We start from the raw sequence: 17,092 nt of genomic DNA on the forward strand, positions 1-17,092 counted from the left end.
AGCCGAAACCCGCACTGGGGCTCAACCTCTGTGCCCCAGTGCGTACGTCACCCGAGGTGCAGCTCGATCTCCCCGTCGGCAAGAACCTGAACCCGTACGGCCGTCAGATCCGGCACACATACGGTCGCCCCCTGCGCCACGGCCCTGGCCCCAACCCCCACGACCCGCATCCCCGCGGAGCGCCCCGCCGCGATTCCCGCCCCCGAGTCCTCGAACACCACACAATCCGCCGGATCCACCCCCAGCTCGGCCGCCCCCTTCAGGAACCCCTCGGGATCGGGCTTGCTGGCCCCCACGTTCTCCGCGGTCACCCGCACCGCGGGATACGCGAGCCCCGCCGCCCCCATCCGCGCCGTCGAGAGCGCGAGGTCGGCCGAGGTGACGAGGGCGTGCGCGACGCCGCCCGCGACCAGCGACTCCAGGAACCGCGGAGCGCCCGGCACGGCGACGACGCCGTCCACGTCCGAGGTCTCCTCGGCGAGCATGCGCGCGTTGTCCGCGTAGTTCTCCGCCATCGGCCGCTCGGGGAGCAGCTCGGCCAGCGTGGCGTGGGCCTGGCGGCCGTGCGCGACGGCGAGGACCCGCTCGGCGTCGAATCCGTGGGCGTCCGCCCAGCGCCGCCAGATCCGCTCGACGACGGCGTCGGAGTTGACGAGGGTGCCGTCCATGTCGAGGAGGAGTGCGCGCGCCTTGAGAACAGTGGGCACCGTGGGCGTGGCCGTCATCGGCGGGCTCCAGACCTGCGGAGGCGTAAGAGGAACAAGGCGGCCCCGCCCGCTGGTCAGGGTTGAACGGGCGGGTGCCACTTTGTTTCTTCACGATACAAAAACTCCCCCGAAGATCGCCACCCGCCCCCTCCCACCACGCCGACACCCCTCTCCGCCGCTGCTCAGCGCGTCGTCGGCGGCGAGGACGGGAACGTCTTCGTGTACGGATTCGGCAGCCCCGGCGGCGCGATCAGCGCGACCTGCGGAGCTCCGGGCTGCGGCACCGGCGGGGTCATCTGCGCCTTCTGGACCCGTGGCGGTCCGGTCTGCTCGGCGAGGGCCTGGTCCATGTTGACGAGGCCGGTCTTCTCCAGGACCTCCATGTGGTCGCGCACGACGTCGTTGGCCTCGTTCGCGAGCCGCCGTATCTCGGCGTTCTGGGTGGTGGCCCGGATATTGCTGATGGCCGGGAAGATCTGCCCGTGCGTCACGCGCATGATGTTCGACGCCGTGGAGTCGAACTCCTTGTCGCGCTTGGACTCCACAGTTGCCACGAACTGCTGCTGTTGCGGCGTGGGTTGATTGGGCAGGGTGATGCCCAGATCCTGGGAGATCTTGCGGCAACTGGCGTCCAGCAGGGAGTGCCCGACGACGAGGTGCTGCCCGGCCGTCTTCATCTCCGGCGTCGTGCCCCGCTTCAACACCTCCTGGCCCAGGGGGAATTCCCACAGGCCCGCCGACCTGACCTTGACCACGAAGTCCCGGTCGGCCTCGGTGAGCGGGCCCCAGCGGGTGCTGCCGACGACGCGCGCCTGCGTCGTGGTGGTGTTCTGCACGCCGAGCATGGCGGGATAGGCCAGGGCCGAGACGGTCACGATCAACGCGCCGATCACGAAAAGGTTTCCGGCCGTGGAGCGCGAGAGTCGCATGGTGCCTCCAGTCGCGAACGAGGGACACCGGAAGGTACGGACGCGGACCCCGGTCCGATCAGCGCTCGGCGAAAATTCCCCTCGTTCTTTTTCGCGCCCGGCCCCGGTCAACTCGCGTTTTGCCGGGACTACTTGTGATCGACCCCCTCGCCCGCCACCATATTGACGCGACCCTGCCATGCCAGGCGCCCCACAGCACACGGTGCGGCAGGCCCTCGACCTCGTAACTCCACCCCCACATCAAGGGAGTTCACATGCGCCCCACCTCGACCTCGCGCCGCATACGCCCGGTCTACGCGCGTCGATCCTCGTTCGCCGCGGCCGCCACCGGCGTCACCGCGCTCGCCCTGCTGCTCGCCACGCCGTCCGCCCAGGCCGCGCCGCCCACCCCCGTCAGCGCCGCCACCGCCCGTACGTACCTCGGCGAGCTGACGGAGAAGGCGGAAGGTTCCTCCGACGGCTACAGCCGCGAGAAGTTCCCGCACTGGATCACCCAGTCCGGCACGTGCAACACCCGCGAGGAAGTCCTCAAGCGCGACGGAAAGGACGTCGAGACGGGCTCCGACTGCGCGGCGACATCGGGGAGTTGGTACTCCGAGTACGACGGCGAGACCTGGACGGCCTCCAGCGACGTCGACATCGATCACATCGTCCCGCTGTCCGAGGCGTGGAAGTCGGGCGCGAACTCCTGGACCAACGACGAGCGCCAGGGTTTCGCCAACGACCTGACCCGGCCGCAGCTCATGGCGGTCACCGACAACGTCAACCAGTCCAAGGGCGACAAGGACCCCGCCGAGTGGATGCCCTCGCGCACCGAGTACACCTGCACGTATCTGCGGATGTGGGTCCAGGTGAAGCACCACTACACACTCAGCGTCGACCCGGCGGAGAAGTCGGCGATCCAGTCGGGACTCAGCGGCTGCTGAGCACATAGCGCCTGGCTTGCCGGAACCACCCCGCCCACCTCCGACGTTCCGTACCGTACGGTGCCGGAGCGTCGGAGATTCGAGCGGAGGCGATCACGTGGCAAGGCTGCGCCTTGGACCACTGCTGCGGTACGTGGACGAGGGGACGGCGACGGTATGGGTCGAGGCGAGCCGACCCTGCGTCGCCGAGGTGCGCTGCGCGGACGGCGCGTCGGGCAGCGCGCCCACGTTCCAGGTCGACGGGCACCACTACGCGCTGATCCCTGTCACCGGGCTCACTCCCGGCACGGAGACCACGTACGAGGTGATCCTCGACGGCGGTGGCCCCGTGTGGCCACTGCCGGAATCCCCTTACCCGGCCAGCACCATCCGCACCCCGGCGTACGACTCCGGGGACCCGGTCCGCGTCACCTTCGGCTCCTGCCGCTGGGCGGCACCTCCCGCCGCCGAGCACGATCCGGTGGGCCCCGACGCCCTCGACACCCTGGCCGCCCGCATCGCCGCGGACCCGGCCGCCGAGCGCCCCGACGTCCTCGTACTCCTCGGTGACCAGGTCTACGCGGACGAGACCTCACCGGCGACGCAGGCGTGGCTCGCGCGCCGCCGCGACCTGTCGGAGCCTCCCGGCACGGAGGTCGCGGACTATCAGGAGTACACGCACCTCTACTACGAGTCGTGGCTCGACCCGGAGGTCCGCTGGCTGCTCTCCACGGTCCCCAGCTGCATGATCTTCGACGATCACGACCTGATCGACGACTGGAACACCAGCGCCGCCTGGCTCGCCGACATGCGCGCGGTCCCGTGGTGGCGCGAGCGGCTGCTCGGCGGCCTGATGTCGTACTGGGTGCACCAGCACATAGGCAACCTCTCCCCTGCCGACCTCGCCAAGGACCCCGTCTACGAGGCGGTCCACGCGACCCCCGACGGCACGGACGCCCTGCGGGAGTTCGCCGCCCGCGCGGACACCGAACCGGACTCCGTCCGGTGGAGCTACCGCCGCGACTTCGGCCGCGTACGGCTGCTGATGGTGGACACCCGGGCGGCCCGCGTCCTCGACGAGCAGAACCGGGCGATGCTCTCCTCCGGCGAGGCGAAGTGGCTGCGCGAGGCCGCCCTCGCGGACCACGGCACGTACGACCACCTCCTCATCGGCACGTCGCTGCCGTGGCTGCTCCCGCACCTCATCCACGACGCCGAGGGGTGGAACGCGGCGCTGTGCCGGGGCGAACGGGGGCCGCGCTGGGCGCGGTTCGGGGAAAAACTGCGGCGCAGGGCGGACCTGGAGCACTGGGCGGCGTTCCCCAAGTCCTTCAACGCGCTCGCGGACCTGATCGCCGAGGCCGGCTCGGGCGACGCCGCCCCGGCGACCATCTCGGTCCTCTCCGGCGACGTCCACCACGCGTACGTCGCCGAGCCGACCTGGCCCGCGGGCGTGGCGGCACCGAGCGCCCACGTCCTCCAACTCACCTGCTCCCCGGTGCACAACTCCGTCCCCGCCTCGATACGCGTCGGCTTCCGCTTCGGCTGGAGCCGCTTCGGCCGGGCCCTCGGCCGCCGCTTCACCCGCCACGCCCGCGCAGGCACTCCGCGCATCGCCTGGCGCCGGACGGTTGGCCCCTGGTTCGGGAACCAGCTGATGACCCTGACCCTGCGGGGTCGGAGGGCGGATCTGTCGCTCGACCAGGCGGATCCCCGGCGGGGCCTGATCCGGGCAGACGAACGCCACCTGACGTAGCCGCCCACGGCCACGGCCGCCCGCCCCCACGCCACGGGGCTCCGCCCCGGACCCCGCTGCTCAATCGCCGCAGGGGCTTGAAATGCACATACCTCCGCACCGGCTTGAAAGGCCTGCTCAATCGCCGCAGGGGCTATTTATAGCCCCGCCGGCGATTGAGGCGCGGGGTCCGGGGCGGAGCCCCGTGGCGTGAGGACGGTGGGCCAGCACCGTCCGACGACCCCACCCCGCCCCGGGGTGACACCGACCACACCCCCACTGGTCTGCACCACTCCCGGCAGGGAAACGGCATGATGATCCCACCCACCCGCTTCCCAGCAGCCCCACATGCCTCGGGAGTCCCACCGTGCCCGTCCCCCACCCCGAGCACCCCCCGCTCACCGTCGCCCTCGTCGGCGCGGGCCCCCGCGGCACCAGCGTCCTGGAACGCCTCACCGCCTCGGCGGACGAACTCCTCCCGCCCGGGACCCGGCTCACGGTCCACGTGATCGACCCGCACCCACCGGGCGCCGGCGCCGTCTGGCGCACGGACCAGGCGCCGGAACTCCTCATGAACACGGTCGCCTCCCAGGTCACCCTGTTCACCGACGAAAGCGTCGACTGCTCGGGCCCGATCCACCCGGGCCCGAGCCTCTACGAATGGGCCCTGCGGCACGACACCCCGCTCGACCCCGACGCGTACCCCACCCGCGCCCAGTACGGGCGCTACCTGCGCTGGGTGTACGCGGAGACGGTCGCCGCCGCCCCCGCCTGCGTAGAGGTCGTCCCGCACACCACCCGCGCCACCCGCCTCGACGACACCGAGAGCGGCCTCCAGTCCCTCACCCTCGCCGACGGCCACCGCCTCACCGGCCTGCACGCGGTCGTCCTCGCCCAGGGCCACCTGCCCGCCGTCGCCGCCCCGGCCGAGCTCAACCTCGCCGAGTACGCCCGGCGGCACGGCCTGCGCCACCTCCCGCCCGCCAACCCGGCCGAGCTCGACCTGAGCCCCCTGGCCCCCGGCGAACCCGTCCTCCTGCGCGGCCTCGGCCTCAACTTCTTCGACCACATGGCCCTGCTGACGCAAGGCCGCGGCGGACGCCACATCCGTACGGCCGACGGCGGCCTGCGCTACGTCCCTTCGGGCAACGAGCCCCGCCTGTACGCGGGTTCACGCCGCGGCATCCCGCACCAGGCGCGCGGCGACAACGCCAAGGGCGCGTACGGCCGCCACCAACCCGCCGTACTCACCCCCGACTTGATAGCCGGGTTCCGCAAGCGTGCCGACTCCGGCGACGCCCCCGACTTCCTCGCCGACATATGGCCGCTGGTCGCGAAGGAGGTCGAGACGGTCTACTACGAGACGCTCCTGCGGGCACGGGCACTCCCGCGAACCACGGCCCCCCACCCCCGCACCGCCGGTTCCTTCCGCGCGCGCTTCCTCGACACACCTCACCGATCCCGCCAAGAGGCCGCCGTTCTCGGCGAGTTCGGGATACCTGAGGACCTTCTGTGGTCCTGGGACCGCGCCTCCCGCCCCGCCTCGGGCCGCACGTACACCTCTCCCGCCACATGGCGCGCCTGGCTTCTCGGCCATCTTCGCGAGGACGCCGCGCACGCCTCGCTCGGCAACGTGGACGGGCCGGTGAAAGCCGCCCTCGACGTGCTGCGCGACCTGCGCAACGAGCTGCGGCTCGTGGTCGACCACGGTGGCCTCGCCGGCGACTCGCGCCGCGACCACCTCGACCGCTGGTACACCCCGCTCAACGCGTTCCTGTCGATCGGCCCGCCCCGGCGACGTATCGAGGAGCTGACCGCGCTGATCGAGGCCGGCGTCCTGACGGTCGTCGGGCCGCGCATGGAGGTGACGGTGCGGGACGGCCGTTTCGTCGCGCACTCGCCCGACGTGCCGGGTTCGACCGTGAGGGTCACCACACTCGTCGAGGCCCGGCTGCCCGAGCCCGACCTCCGCAGGACCGCCGACGACCTGCTGATACGCCTCCTCAAGACCGGCGGCGCCCGGCCGCACACGGTCGACGGGCACGAGACCGGGGGCCTCGACGTCACGCCTCGCCCGTACCGCCTGATCAACCGTCAAGGGCGGGCGCACGCACGGCGGTTCGCCTTCGGAGTGCCCACCGAGGGGGTGCACTGGGTGACCGCCGCGGGGGCCCGTCCGGGCGTCGACTCGGTCACCCTCTCCGACGCGGACGCGGTGGCCCGCGCGGCCCTGCGCACGGTCGCGGGGGACCCCGCGGCGGCCGGGGCGGAGGCCGTCCCGGAGGGCGATCATGGCCGGATGTTGAACTTGCAAGCACTAATTAGGTTCCCCTAATCTTTGGCGCCCCACACCGGTGGCGGCAGCGGCGATGACGGCGCTCCCCGCGCCGGTGCTCTCGGTTTCGTCCCCACCGACCGAAGGAGCCCCACCATGACTGGACGTCTCAACCGCGCCCAGCCCTACGCTCTCGGCCTGTTCCGCATCGTCATAGGCCTGCTCTTCGCCTGCCACGGCGCCGCCTCGCTCTTCGGCGTCCTCGGCGGCGCGATGGGCGGCGGCACCGTCCAGACCGGCGCCTGGCCCGCCTGGTACGCGGCCGTGATCCAGCTCGTCGGCGGCGGCCTCGTGCTGTTCGGCCTCGGCACCCGCTTCGCCGCCTTCGTCTCGTCGGGCTCGATGGCCTACGCGTACTTCAAGATGCACCAGCCCGAGGCCCTGTGGCCGATCCAGAACGGTGGCGAGGCCGCGGCCATGTTCTGCTGGACGATGCTGCTGCTCGTCTTCACCGGCTCCGGCGCGCTGGGCCTCGACCGCCTCTTCGCCGCGCGCGGCGAGCGGATCGAGGAACCGGCACCGGCCGGCGAGGCCGTCCCGGCCTGAGTCCCTGCGCGTACGACGGCGGCCCGCTCCCCACTCGCACTCGTGGAGGGCGGGCCGCCGTCGTACGCGCAGAGCCCCTCAGGAGACCGAGGTGAACGGCACCGAGACGCACGCCACCCGGTCACCCGACGCGCCCGGCTTGTCGTGGATCACGATGGAGCCCGCGCCGCCCGGCCGCAGACCCCACTTCTTGTGCACCTTCGCCCGGCCGTCGCCGTTCTCGTCGGCCGTGAAGTCGAGCCAGATCTCGTTCTCCGCGGTCACCCGCTTCGGGTCCACCACGTTCTGGTAGTGCCCGCCCGCCGCCTCGGGGTCGGTGCCGCACGCCTTCTGGTGCACGTGCGCGCCGTACGCGTGACCCGGGACAAGCCCTCTCACCCGCAGGCTCACGGTCATGCCGGAGTCCGTGCCGTGCTGCGACACCTGGACCGCCGACGCCGGGGGCACGAGACCCTTGTCGTACGTGAGCGCCGACGACGCGACGAACGCGTTGGGCGGCGAAAAGTGCCCCGCCACCCGCACCCAGTAACTCGTCGCCGCATCGGCGGTGCCGCTGCTCACTGCGAGTGCGGCCGCGGCCAGGACACCCGCCACGATTCTTGCCTTCATTTCCGTTCCCTTTCGATCACCTGGGGCCACTTTCGATGACCTTTTGGTACGGGACGTGACCGACCCATCACGGCAGGAACACGCGGGAACGTGAGATCAGGAACAACTGTGCCCCTTTCGCCACTTCAGCCACTTCCGAGGCGTACGCTGTAGAGCTGTCATGTCAGCCGCTCCTTTCGGGAGGGAACGGCCGGAAAGCGCACCGGATCGGTCCGAACGGGAGTAGGCGAACAGTGCTGGAGAGTGTCCTTGGGCCACTGACCGACAGCTCGTGGATCTACGCGATCGTGGCGCTCTCCGTCGTCTTCGACGTGTTCGTGCCCGTGCTGCCGAGCGGCTTCCTCGTGATCGCCGCGGCCACCGCGACCGCGGGCGGCGCGGCCGCGACCGGCGGCGTACCGCACCCCAACCTCCCGGACCTGCTGGCCCTCACACTGTGCGCCGCGACGGCCTCGGTCCTCGGCGACCTGGTCGCGTACCGGCTCGCCGCACGCGGCAGCGAGCGCCTGGACCGCGCCCTCGCCCGTTCCCGGCGCCTGAGCACCGCGCAGGAACGTCTCGGCGGGGCGCTCGCGCGGTCGAGTGGCGGACTGCTCGTGGTCATCGCCCGGTTCGCGCCCGCGGGCCGCTCGGTCGTCTCCTTCGCGGCGGGCACGGCGCACCGCCGGGTCCGCGAGTTCCTGCCGTGGTCCGCGCTCGCGGGCGTGGCCTGGGCCGCGTACAGCGTGGCGCTCGGCTACTTCGGCGCGCAGTGGCTCGGTGCGAGCTGGCTCTCCACCTTCGTCTCGGTCCTCGCTCTGGTGGGCGCGGGCACGGTGGCCGCGTACGTCATGCGCAGGCCGGCACCGGCGCCTCAGGAAGCCTGAGCGGACGCCGAGGGCTTGTGCGCGGATCCGCCGGACCCGCGGACCTCAAGGCCGTCGAGCAGCTCGGCGGTCGCGCGGGCGATGTCGTCCACCGCCCGTTCGAACACCTCACGGTTGTGCGCGGCCGGCGCCCGGAAGCCGGACACCTTCCGCACGTACTGCAGGGCTGCGGCCCTGATCTCGTCCCCGGTGGCCTCTTCGGGGAGCGCGGGCGGGCGAAGGGTCTTGATGCTGCGGCACATGTCTCCAGTCTGCCGCCGGACGGCGCCCCGCACCTGGTAATCGAACACCGTCGACCACACGTTCGCGTGAACTACCCGATGAAGTACCCGAAGTTGCTCGCACCCTGAATTCGAACAGACGTACCATTGCCGGGTGGCAGCGACCGATGATTCCGACTTCGACTTCCCCGACGACCTCCTCGCGGGCCAGGCCGAGCTGCATCAGATCAGGGCCGATCTCCTGGCCCTGCTCAAGCGGCTCCCCTGGTCGGTCGAGCCCCACGACGCCGTCATGGACACGCACGGCTGGCGCAAAATGGAGCGCGCGGCCTCGCCCGGCTGGAGCGAGGACGACCAGGCGGAGGTCGAGAAACTCCGCAGGCGCGAGCTGGAACTGGCCGTCTTCGTGACGTGCCATCGGTACTGGTCCGAACTGACGGGCGGCGACGCGGTGCGGGCCCGCGCCCACCTCAAACACGCCCACGACACCCCCACACGCGACAACCCCGGAAACGACGAAGGCCCACGGGCTTGATCGCCTGAGGGCCTTGGTTCATCGTGCTGTACGCGTCACGGTGGGCGCGGACGGTTTCGAACCGCCGACATTCTGCTTGTAAGGCAGGCCATCACTCTGACCAGGGTTTCCCGGGTCTCGCCGAGACTCGCCGGACCTTGATCACGCCCGCATGGTGCAGACGGCTCGCCACGTCATGCCGGTACTCGTACAGCCGCGGCCATCGCGGGCATCATCGGCCAGCGAGGAGCCAACCGGGCCAATCAGTCCGGGGCCCTGTTCGGCGGGTACTCCACACTCGTCGACAACCTCCAGGAGGAGCGCGACAAGCTCCGCACGCAGCTCGCCGAGACCGAGGGCAAGTTGGCGGCTGGATACGCCGAACTCGCCACCGAACGGACCGAGAAGGCGGGGCTCCTCAACCAGATCACAGCACTCACAGATGAGAGCCGTCGTCTCCGCCGCCACCTCGCAGACCTCGGAGGTTCAGCCGACGTGAGTGGACGCCACACACAGCCGCTCATCGTCCGCCGCCGGGGCACGCTCATACTCGCCGCGGTGCTCCCCACCCTCGCGGGCGCGATCGTCCTGGTGTGGCTGCGGATCGATGCGGAGGCGCATCGCGCGGACCAGCTCGGCGCTCAGGCGGCACGCCGCGGTGCGGACGTGACGACGCTCGCGGAGGACGTGCGGATCCTGCGGAGGCGGGTCCGCGCGGAGGGCGGGACGCCGGCGGCGCCGGATCCGTCGACTGCGGTGGACCTGCCGGCGCACGTCAGGAATCCAGTACTCGTCCCAGGAAAGCGCGGGCCGCGCGGGGCTCAGGGAGCTTCGGGGAAGCCCGCGCCGACGGTCATGCCGGAGCCGGGTCCGCAGGGGTCGCCCGGCGCTCCGGGCACGGGCTCGACTGTGCCGGGGCCAGCGTCAACCGTGCCGGGACCGTCCGGCCCACCGGGGCCAGCGGGACAGGACGGGGCGGACGGGGAGGACGCGACGACGTCGTGCCCGGACGGCTACTCGTGGCAGGCTCCAGCGGGCGATCCTGATGCGCTCGTGTGCCGTCGGACGGGTGCGGCGCCTCCGTCGCAACCTGAACCGTCGGACAGTGCGGTTCCGCAGGCCGCGGCGCTGGATCCGCAGCGGCGTCAGTACGTTCGGCGTGGACGGCGTCCGCCCATGCGGTGATGAGCTGCGCGTATTCGTTGCGCTGTTCATCGTTGAGCCATCCGCCGGAGCGCAGCATGAGTTGGCGGATCTGCTCGTTGAGCTGGTGAGCGATCCGCGGCTGACCTAACGGGGGTGTGGTGGACACGCGGAAAATGTAGCTCCGCATACGGAGCTGTGGGCAGAGCCTTACCGGACACGCATATGCCATTACAGCTTGGCCCTCATCGCCTTCGGGCGGTGGGGGCCGTTTCGTCATGCCCGATTGCATGCTGCGTACGGGCATCCGTGCCGCCGGAGCAATCTCGCGCAATCTGAGGACACACACTCCGAATCCGCAGCGTGCTGAACGTCCAACCAGCGCAGATGGAGGGCAACATGACGCTCAGGTTCATCGGCACGACGTCCGATCACGGCAACTGCCCGACCCTGTACGAGGTCGAGGAGACCGGCGAGATCCTCGTCCAGGGCGAGATCGAGACGGACCCCGAGCATCTCGCGCAGCCCCTCGAACCGGTGACAGTGCACCAAGATCGCCGGGGGTTGTGGATTCTTTGTGGACTTCGATCACAGGAAAGGCCCTCCGGTGATCTCACCGAAGGGCCTCTGACCTGCTACTTATGCAGTGTGGGCGCGGACGGTTTCGAACCGCCGACATTCTGCTTGTAAGGCAGACGCTCTACCCCTGAGCTACGCGCCCGTGATCCCGGCGCGTGGCCAGGACGAGTCGACAGCCTACCTTGCCAGTGCCCATGCTCGGCACCCAGGGACCGCCCGGGCCGACGTGCGGGAAAGTCACCCGGCGAACCGCGAACTAATGGGCCCGTGTGTTCGTCATTAACCGGTGGGAGAATGTATCGGGCAGGGCTGATGACGGCACGGACAGCGCGGGAGAGGTTAGTGACGGCGACGAGGACCAAAAGGAACCGCCGCGCCCTCACCGACGTCCTGACGCTCACCCTTCTCCCGCTCCCCCTCCTCACGGCGGCGCTCGCGGGCGCGTTCAACGCCGGAGGCACCCGGCGGTGGTTCGGGGGCCGCGCCGAATCGCAGCGCGCGCAGGCGCAGGCCGCCAAGGACGACGCGGCAGCAGCCTTCTACGAGCTGGACTCCGCCCAGCGGGACCTGCGCATCTCGATAGAGACGATCACCGCGGTCGACGACTCGCCGGCGGCCCGCCGCGCCGTCGACGACTTCGCGGGGCTCGGCCGCCGTATCGACGAGGTGAGCGGGCAGTACATCACCGCGGTCGACGCGCACGACCTGGACCGCGACGACCTGGAGGCGTCCGCCGCCTCCCGCGCCCATACCCAACTGACGCAGGCGAAGGAGCAGTTGACGCAGGTCAAGCAGGATCTGGACCGCTTCGCGCAGGGCATCGGACCGCTGCTCGGCAAGGCCGAGACACAGCTGGCGCGGGTCGCCCCCTCCGTGGAGCGCGCGCGGCAGGCCCTGCTGGCGGCGACGACCGCGCTCGACTCCGTACGGCAGGCGGGCCTCGAGGCCGACGATCTGGCGGCCCGGCTCGCCGCTCTCGGCCCCGAGCTGACCAAGCTCAACCAGGGGGCAGGACAGCACGGCGTACCGGAGACGCTGGAGCGTGCGGAGCGGGTCGCGCGGGGCGCCGAGTCCGTACGGGCCGAGGCGGAGCGGCTGCCCGAGCGGGCGGCCGAGATCGACCGCAGGCTCGTCTCCCTGCGGACCCGCGCGCAGGCGCTCCAGACGCGGGCGGGGCAGGTCGAGCCGGTACTCAGCGAGCTGCGGCGCCGGTTCACCGCCGCGTGCTGGCAGGACCTGCAGTCCGTACCGGACACGGCCGCGGAGAACGTGCGGCAGGCCGAGTCCAAGATCGCCGAGGCCCGGTCGGCCCGCGAGAGCCAGGACTGGCCGAACGCGACGGCGCTGCTCTCCACGGTCCGCGCCCTGCTGAACGCGACGGACGAGTCGGTGTCGGCCGCCTCCGACCGCCTCCAGCGGCTGAACGCGGTGTCGAAGGACCCGCGGGCGGAGATCGACCGCACGCGGTTCGCGATCCGGGACGCGCAGCGCCTCGCGATGGCGGGCCGTTCCACGCCCGACCCGCGGCACGCCCGCCCCCTCGACGATTCGGTGGCGCGCCTGGACCGCGCCGTCGCGGGCCTCGAGGGGCGCCACCCCGACTACTGGCACTTCCTGACCGAGACGGAGGGCGTGCGGCGGACGGTGGCCCGCGTGGTCACGCAGATCCGGGAGGACCGGGGCGGCGGCGTCTGACGTTGGCGTAACGCGCGGGCCGGGGGGATCCTTGAGGTACGTCCACGTGCGTACCGCCGGTGCGCACGTACCGCGTACAAGGAGGCGGGGCGATCATGTCCACGCACGTACTCCACCCCGGGCCCCGACGCCACGTCACGCTCGACGAGCATCTGCCCCTCGACCATCGGCTCAGCAGGGTGTACCGCACCGGAGCGGGCCTGATGGGGCTCGTTCTGCTCGCCTTCGGCATCCTCGGGCTCGTCGACAAGATCGGCTTCTTCGACACCCGCGGGGACTCCGTCGCGGGCCTGAGCACGAACGGCGCGCTGAGCGTCCTGTCCATCTGCGTCGGCCTGCTGCTCTTCGTCGGAATGGTGATCGGCGGCAACTTCGCGTCGACGCTCAACATGACGCTGGGCATCCTGTTCATCCTCAGCGGCTTCGTGAACCTGGCCCTGCTGGACACCGGCTTCAATTTCCTGGCGTTCCGCATACAGAACGTGCTGTTCAGCTTTGTCGTCGGCGTGCTGCTGATGTTCTTCGGGATGTACGGGCGGGTCAGCGGAACGCTGCCGCACGACAACCCGTACTGGCAGGCCAGGCACGCCCCAACTGACCGGGCCTGACCGTACTCTTGGCGCATGCCACGCTACGAGTACCGCTGCCGCAGCTGCGCCGCCACGTTCGAACTGTCCCGCCCGATGTCCGCCTCCGCGGCCCCTGCCACCTGCCCCGAGGGCCACGCCGACACGGTCAAACTCCTCTCCACGGTCTCGGTGGCAGGCACGTCCGCCGCCCCGTCCCCGAGCGCGAGCGCCGGAGGCGGCGGCTGCTGCGGGGGCGGCTGCTGCGGCTGAGGGTTGGCTACAGGGTGGCGGCCACCCGGCTCCCACGCCACGGGGCTCCGCCCCGGACCCCGCGCCTCAATCGCCGGCGGGGCTTGAAATGGGGCACCCGATCAAGCCCCTGCGGCGGTTGAGCAGCGGGGTCCGGGGCGGAGCCCCGTAGCGGTGCCGCGCAACGGAAACGACAGGCGCCGACCCCGGCACGGCCCCAAAAACCCGTCGCCGCCCGCACATCACACCGCCCCGAGGAACCCCCGCAACACCGCCTCCCCCGCCAAAACCCCCCGCTCGGCAAGCACCGTCACCCCGGGCGACACCCACCCCACATCCGCCAACTCCCCGTGCCCCGGCCGCCACCCCCGATCCACCACGCGGAGCAGATCCGCGTCGAGCAACGAATCCCCCGCCCCCAGCGTCAACCCCGCCCCGACCCTCCGCGCAACCTCCGAAACCGCCGCCCCCTTGGTCAACGGCTTCGGCACGGCGTACACCTTCCGCCCCTGGAGCGACACACCCCAGCCGATCCCGTCGGCCCACTCCCCGAGCTCCTTGACCCACCCCTCCGGCAGCGCCGCCCGGTCGACGACCAGGTACGCGAACAGGTCCTCCGCGACCCGCTCCTTCAGCAGCCACGCCGGATCCGCCGCGGCGACCATCCGCTCGCGCACCTCCCCGAGCGGCGCGCACTCCGAGTCGAGCCGCTCCCCGACCGCACGCCGCCACTCCGGATCCGACACCCCGTCGACCAGCAGGTGCCCACCGTTCGCACAGATCGCGTACGTCGGCGCCGCCCCCGGCAGGCGCACGCGCGCGTACTGCTCCCGCGTGCGCGTGGTCGTGGGCACGAACACCGCGCGCCGCCCCAGCTCGACCAGCATCTCGGCGGCGTCCTCGGTGACGTACGACAGAGGTCTGCCCTCGTACACCTCGACGCACAGCAGCCGCGGCGCCTCGGCGTCGGGCATCGTCAGGCCGAGCGCACCGGCGGAGTAGATGAGCGTACGGTCGAGATCGCTCGCGACGACAACGGGCGTGGTCACTTGGCCGCCACCGCCTTGCCGTCCGTCCCCGTCGCCCCGCGCGTGAACTTCGGATGGATCAACCCGACGCAGGTGTACGGGAGTTCGCCCACCACCTCGACCGGTACCCCACGCTGCTCCGCCAGCAGACGCACATGGTCGAGGTCCGCCCCGGCGTCCGCCCGCGCCAGGATCTTCCACGGCACCCGCCGCAGCAGCACCCGCGTCGTCTCGCCGACCCCGGGCTTCACCAGGTTCACGTCGCGGATCCCGTACTCCTCGCTGATCCGCTCGACGGCCGCCCAGCCCTCCCACGTGGGCGCCCTGTCGGCCCCCTGCAACTCCTTGACCTCGGCGTCGACCGACTCGGTGACCTCCGCGAACCGCTCCTCCACCGCGTCGAGGAACCTCTCCGAGACGTCCGAGCCGGCCAGCTCGGAGTAGAACTTCGCCCCGTGGAAGTCGTCGGGACCGACCAGATCGGAGCGCAGCACCGTCCGCGAAATCAGCCCGGACACCGTGGAGTTGAGGCAGGCCGACGGGATGAGGAAGTCCTCCCGCGTCCCGTACGTGCGCACGCACGAGCCCGGGTCGGCGAGCACGGCGATCTCCGGGTCAAAGCCATCGAACTCGGCGACCGCGGCCGCGAGTTCGCGCGTGATGGCCCCCTTGCCCGTCCACCCGTCGACGAACACGACATCCGCCGGATCGTGGTGTGCGGCGAGCCAGCGCAGGGCGTTCGCGTCGATGCCACGGCCGCGCACGATCGACACCGCGTAGTGCGGCAGTTCAAGGCCGTGCCGCCGCAGCGCCCAGCGCCGCATCAGCACCCCCACCGGCGTCCCGGCGCGCGCGAGCGACACGAGGACCGGGCGCGGTGAGCGCTCGGCGAGCACCGTCTCGGTGACCACACCCACCGCGTGGGCTATTCGCCCCGCGGACGCCTCGAGGGCCGCGTGGAACAACTCCTGGTACTGGGCGTTGGGCTGGTACTCGACGGGCAGCGACTCCGCGTAGTGCGCGCCCCCGCCCTGAATGGCCTCCTCGCGTTCCTCGGTCGGCGCCTCCAGCTGTACGTCCGACAGGTCCTGGAGCAGCCACCCCACCTCGTCCGGCGCGTACGAGGAGAACGCGGGGCCGCGCAGCGGCTCGGGCAACGGCATGGAGGACCTTTCCTGAGGAACGTACGACGGCACCACGGCCACGACCACCCGCGACGCGTACTCGGCGACCCGCTCCAACAGGCCGCCTGGGCCTGCGAGTTCGGCCGTGTCGCCCACCGAGTCGAGCACGACGACGACCGTGTCGAAGCCGCCGCCCGCGACGTTGTACGCGAACCGCTCCCCCGGCCCGTCCGCCGGCGTGTCGTGCGCCGGGAAGACGAGGCGGCTGCGGATCGCGTAACCGGGGTCGTCGACGGCGAGGGCGGGTGAGCGGGTCGTGGTGGAGTACGCGACGTCGGCGCCCGCCGCCTCCAGTTCGGTGGCGAGGCGCAGTGGCGCGTACATCAACTCCTCGTTGCCGAGGACGAGTACGCGTCCCTCGCCGAGGTGCGGCGCGAGGCGCGCGGCCATGTCGGGCAGTGCCGCTTCGAGGCGCTCCCGGTGCTCCGGTGTGAATCCGTGCCGTCCGCCGTCCGGCAGGCCCCGCGGCCAGCCGAGGTCGTCGATGCGTACGAGCTCGGCACGCTCACGGCGGGGCGCGGGAAGCCGCTCGCCCTCGTGCGCGGCGACGAGCGCCTGCCCCTTCTCGAGTACCCCGTCCGGCAGCCGCACCGCGCCGCGTGCCGTGACCACCAGGTCGACCCGCGCCCCGATCTCGCGCGCGAACTCCTCGAGCCGCCCCTGGTCGCCCGGCGAGCGCATGTCGACGAGCGCGACGATGACGTAGTGCCCCCGCGCGTGCAGTTCGTGCAGCGCCCGGATGGTGTTCAGGACCGTGTTCCCCGTGGAGAACTCGTCGTCGACGAGGACCAGCGGGCCGTCCCCCGCGAGCAGGCGCGGGTCCTCGGGCAGCAGCAGGTGCGAGGTGGCGTGCGAGTGGGACTCCTCGAAGCCGCCCGCGCGGGCCACGCCCTCGACAGGCCTGCGGGTGGAGTGCAGGTAGGTCGCGAGCGCGAGGCCGTCGGCGACCGAGTGCCCGAGCCCCGTCGCCGTCTCGGCGTAGCCGAGGACGATTGCGCGGCGCGCCGCGTCGTCGCCCAGCAGTTCCCGTACGCGTACGCCGAGGGCGCGCCCCGAACCCCACACCACCGATGGACGCTGCGGGACGTGCTTGCCCAGCACGTTCGACACCAGCAGGTGCGCGCGCTTGGGGTTGCGCCGCAGCGCGAGCCCCAGCATCCCGGACAGCTCCCGCTCGCCCGTCAGCTCGACCCCGAGCCGCTCGGCGACCCACTCCCCCGACCACACCACGTTCCCGCTGCCTCTCGCCTCTTCACGCGTCCCGAAAGCCGGTCTCAC

At 71.6% G+C, this 17,092-nt stretch carries 16 protein-coding genes and 2 tRNA genes; 10 read left to right on the plus strand and 8 right to left on the minus strand.

Annotated elements, in window-relative coordinates:
* Positions 1 to 47: 47 nt before the first annotated feature.
* Both ACWD2L_RS23545 and ACWD2L_RS23550 read right to left on the minus strand, forming a co-directional pair.
* Entirely contained in the window at positions 48 to 725 is a 678-nt protein-coding gene (locus ACWD2L_RS23545) for an HAD-IA family hydrolase (protein WP_351340879.1), read from the minus strand.
* Positions 726 to 889: 164 nt separating this feature from the next.
* Positions 890 to 1,636, minus strand: a complete 747-nt coding sequence (locus tag ACWD2L_RS23550) for a DUF4142 domain-containing protein (protein WP_351340882.1) — start codon at positions 1,634 to 1,636, stop codon at positions 890 to 892.
* Between the two features lie 281 nt (positions 1,637 to 1,917).
* Between ACWD2L_RS23550 and ACWD2L_RS23555 the strand changes: the two genes are divergently transcribed.
* From ACWD2L_RS23555 to ACWD2L_RS23570, 4 genes are all read left to right on the plus strand, one after another.
* Positions 1,918 to 2,562 carry an HNH endonuclease family protein gene (locus ACWD2L_RS23555; protein ID WP_351340924.1) on the plus strand — a complete coding sequence of 215 codons (645 nt, stop codon included), beginning with the start codon at positions 1,918 to 1,920 and terminating at the stop codon, positions 2,560 to 2,562.
* A 97-nt stretch (positions 2,563 to 2,659) separates the two neighbouring features.
* A complete protein-coding gene (locus tag ACWD2L_RS23560; protein ID WP_351340885.1) occupies positions 2,660 to 4,297 on the plus strand; it encodes an alkaline phosphatase D family protein in 1,638 nt (545 codons plus the stop codon).
* A gap of 346 nt (positions 4,298 to 4,643) precedes the next feature.
* On the plus strand, positions 4,644 to 6,611 hold the full coding sequence (locus ACWD2L_RS23565; RefSeq protein ID WP_351340888.1) for an FAD/NAD(P)-binding protein: 1,968 nt from the start codon (positions 4,644 to 4,646) through the stop codon (positions 6,609 to 6,611).
* A gap of 96 nt (positions 6,612 to 6,707) precedes the next feature.
* On the plus strand, positions 6,708 to 7,157 hold the full coding sequence (locus ACWD2L_RS23570; RefSeq protein WP_351340891.1) for a DoxX family protein: 450 nt from the start codon (positions 6,708 to 6,710) through the stop codon (positions 7,155 to 7,157).
* A gap of 78 nt (positions 7,158 to 7,235) precedes the next feature.
* Here the strand turns inward: ACWD2L_RS23570 and ACWD2L_RS23575 are convergent, their stop codons facing one another.
* Positions 7,236 to 7,766 carry a superoxide dismutase family protein gene (locus ACWD2L_RS23575; RefSeq protein WP_351340893.1) on the minus strand — a complete coding sequence of 177 codons (531 nt, stop codon included), beginning with the start codon at positions 7,764 to 7,766 and terminating at the stop codon, positions 7,236 to 7,238.
* A gap of 233 nt (positions 7,767 to 7,999) precedes the next feature.
* Between ACWD2L_RS23575 and ACWD2L_RS23580 the strand changes: the two genes are divergently transcribed.
* Positions 8,000 to 8,632 carry a DedA family protein gene (locus ACWD2L_RS23580; RefSeq protein WP_351340895.1) on the plus strand — a complete coding sequence of 211 codons (633 nt, stop codon included), beginning with the start codon at positions 8,000 to 8,002 and terminating at the stop codon, positions 8,630 to 8,632.
* Here ACWD2L_RS23580 and ACWD2L_RS23585 read toward each other — a convergent pair.
* On the minus strand, positions 8,620 to 8,874 hold the full coding sequence (locus tag ACWD2L_RS23585; protein ID WP_351340898.1) for a DUF2277 domain-containing protein: 255 nt from the start codon (positions 8,872 to 8,874) through the stop codon (positions 8,620 to 8,622). The two genes, ACWD2L_RS23580 and ACWD2L_RS23585, sit on opposite strands and share 13 nt — an antisense overlap.
* A gap of 133 nt (positions 8,875 to 9,007) precedes the next feature.
* On the opposite strand from ACWD2L_RS23585, the gene ACWD2L_RS23590 reads away from it, so the two are divergent.
* The gene (locus tag ACWD2L_RS23590) at positions 9,008 to 9,388 is read left to right on the plus strand and encodes a hypothetical protein (protein WP_351340901.1); all 381 of its coding nucleotides are present in this window, start codon (positions 9,008 to 9,010) and stop codon (positions 9,386 to 9,388) included.
* Between the two features lie 41 nt (positions 9,389 to 9,429).
* Here the strand turns inward: ACWD2L_RS23590 and ACWD2L_RS23595 are convergent.
* Positions 9,430 to 9,537: transfer RNA gene (locus ACWD2L_RS23595), tRNA-Val, on the minus strand.
* Positions 9,538 to 10,909: 1,372 nt separating this feature from the next.
* Between ACWD2L_RS23595 and ACWD2L_RS23600 the strand changes: the two genes are divergently transcribed.
* Positions 10,910 to 11,200, plus strand: a complete 291-nt coding sequence (locus ACWD2L_RS23600) for a hypothetical protein (protein WP_451191292.1) — start codon at positions 10,910 to 10,912, stop codon at positions 11,198 to 11,200.
* Here the strand turns inward: ACWD2L_RS23600 and ACWD2L_RS23605 are convergent.
* Positions 11,160 to 11,231: transfer RNA gene (locus ACWD2L_RS23605), tRNA-Val, on the minus strand. The two genes, ACWD2L_RS23600 and ACWD2L_RS23605, sit on opposite strands and share 41 nt — an antisense overlap.
* Positions 11,232 to 11,401: 170 nt before the next feature.
* Between ACWD2L_RS23605 and ACWD2L_RS23610 the strand changes: the two genes are divergently transcribed.
* From ACWD2L_RS23610 to ACWD2L_RS23620, 3 genes are all read left to right on the plus strand, one after another.
* Positions 11,402 to 12,784, plus strand: a complete 1,383-nt coding sequence (locus ACWD2L_RS23610) for a hypothetical protein (RefSeq protein WP_351340905.1) — start codon at positions 11,402 to 11,404, stop codon at positions 12,782 to 12,784.
* 95 nt (positions 12,785 to 12,879) lie between these two features.
* A complete protein-coding gene (locus ACWD2L_RS23615) occupies positions 12,880 to 13,392 on the plus strand; it encodes a DUF4383 domain-containing protein (protein ID WP_351340908.1) in 513 nt (170 codons plus the stop codon).
* Positions 13,393 to 13,407: 15 nt separating this feature from the next.
* The gene (locus tag ACWD2L_RS23620) at positions 13,408 to 13,623 is read left to right on the plus strand and encodes an FmdB family zinc ribbon protein (RefSeq protein WP_351340911.1); all 216 of its coding nucleotides are present in this window, start codon (positions 13,408 to 13,410) and stop codon (positions 13,621 to 13,623) included.
* 221 nt (positions 13,624 to 13,844) lie between these two features.
* Here the strand turns inward: ACWD2L_RS23620 and ACWD2L_RS23625 are convergent, their stop codons facing one another.
* Both ACWD2L_RS23625 and ACWD2L_RS23630 read right to left on the minus strand, forming a co-directional pair.
* Entirely contained in the window at positions 13,845 to 14,651 is an 807-nt protein-coding gene (locus ACWD2L_RS23625) for an HAD family hydrolase (RefSeq protein WP_351332874.1), read from the minus strand.
* Complete coding sequence (locus ACWD2L_RS23630; protein WP_351332881.1) at positions 14,648 to 17,044, minus strand: phosphoribosyltransferase; 2,397 nt, start codon at positions 17,042 to 17,044, stop codon at positions 14,648 to 14,650. Before ACWD2L_RS23630 ends, ACWD2L_RS23625 begins: the two co-directional genes overlap by 4 nt.
* Positions 17,045 to 17,092 lie beyond the last annotated feature (48 nt).

Source organism: Streptomyces sp. NPDC002754, assembly GCF_053592315.1.

Coding starts and splice junctions, on each gene's coding strand:
- ACWD2L_RS23545 (WP_351340879.1), bottom strand. CDS start 725: ATGACGGCCACGCCCACGGTGCCCACTGTTCTCAAGGCGCGCGCACTC.
- ACWD2L_RS23550 (WP_351340882.1), bottom strand. CDS start 1,636: ATGCGACTCTCGCGCTCCACGGCCGGAAACCTTTTCGTGATCGGCGCG.
- ACWD2L_RS23570 (WP_351340891.1), top strand. CDS start 6,708: ATGACTGGACGTCTCAACCGCGCCCAGCCCTACGCTCTCGGCCTGTTC.
- ACWD2L_RS23575 (WP_351340893.1), bottom strand. CDS start 7,766: ATGAAGGCAAGAATCGTGGCGGGTGTCCTGGCCGCGGCCGCACTCGCA.
- ACWD2L_RS23585 (WP_351340898.1), bottom strand. CDS start 8,874: ATGTGCCGCAGCATCAAGACCCTTCGCCCGCCCGCGCTCCCCGAAGAG.
- ACWD2L_RS23600 (WP_451191292.1), top strand. CDS start 10,910: ATGACGCTCAGGTTCATCGGCACGACGTCCGATCACGGCAACTGCCCG.
- ACWD2L_RS23610 (WP_351340905.1), top strand. CDS start 11,402: ATGACGGCACGGACAGCGCGGGAGAGGTTAGTGACGGCGACGAGGACC.
- ACWD2L_RS23615 (WP_351340908.1), top strand. CDS start 12,880: ATGTCCACGCACGTACTCCACCCCGGGCCCCGACGCCACGTCACGCTC.
- ACWD2L_RS23620 (WP_351340911.1), top strand. CDS start 13,408: ATGCCACGCTACGAGTACCGCTGCCGCAGCTGCGCCGCCACGTTCGAA.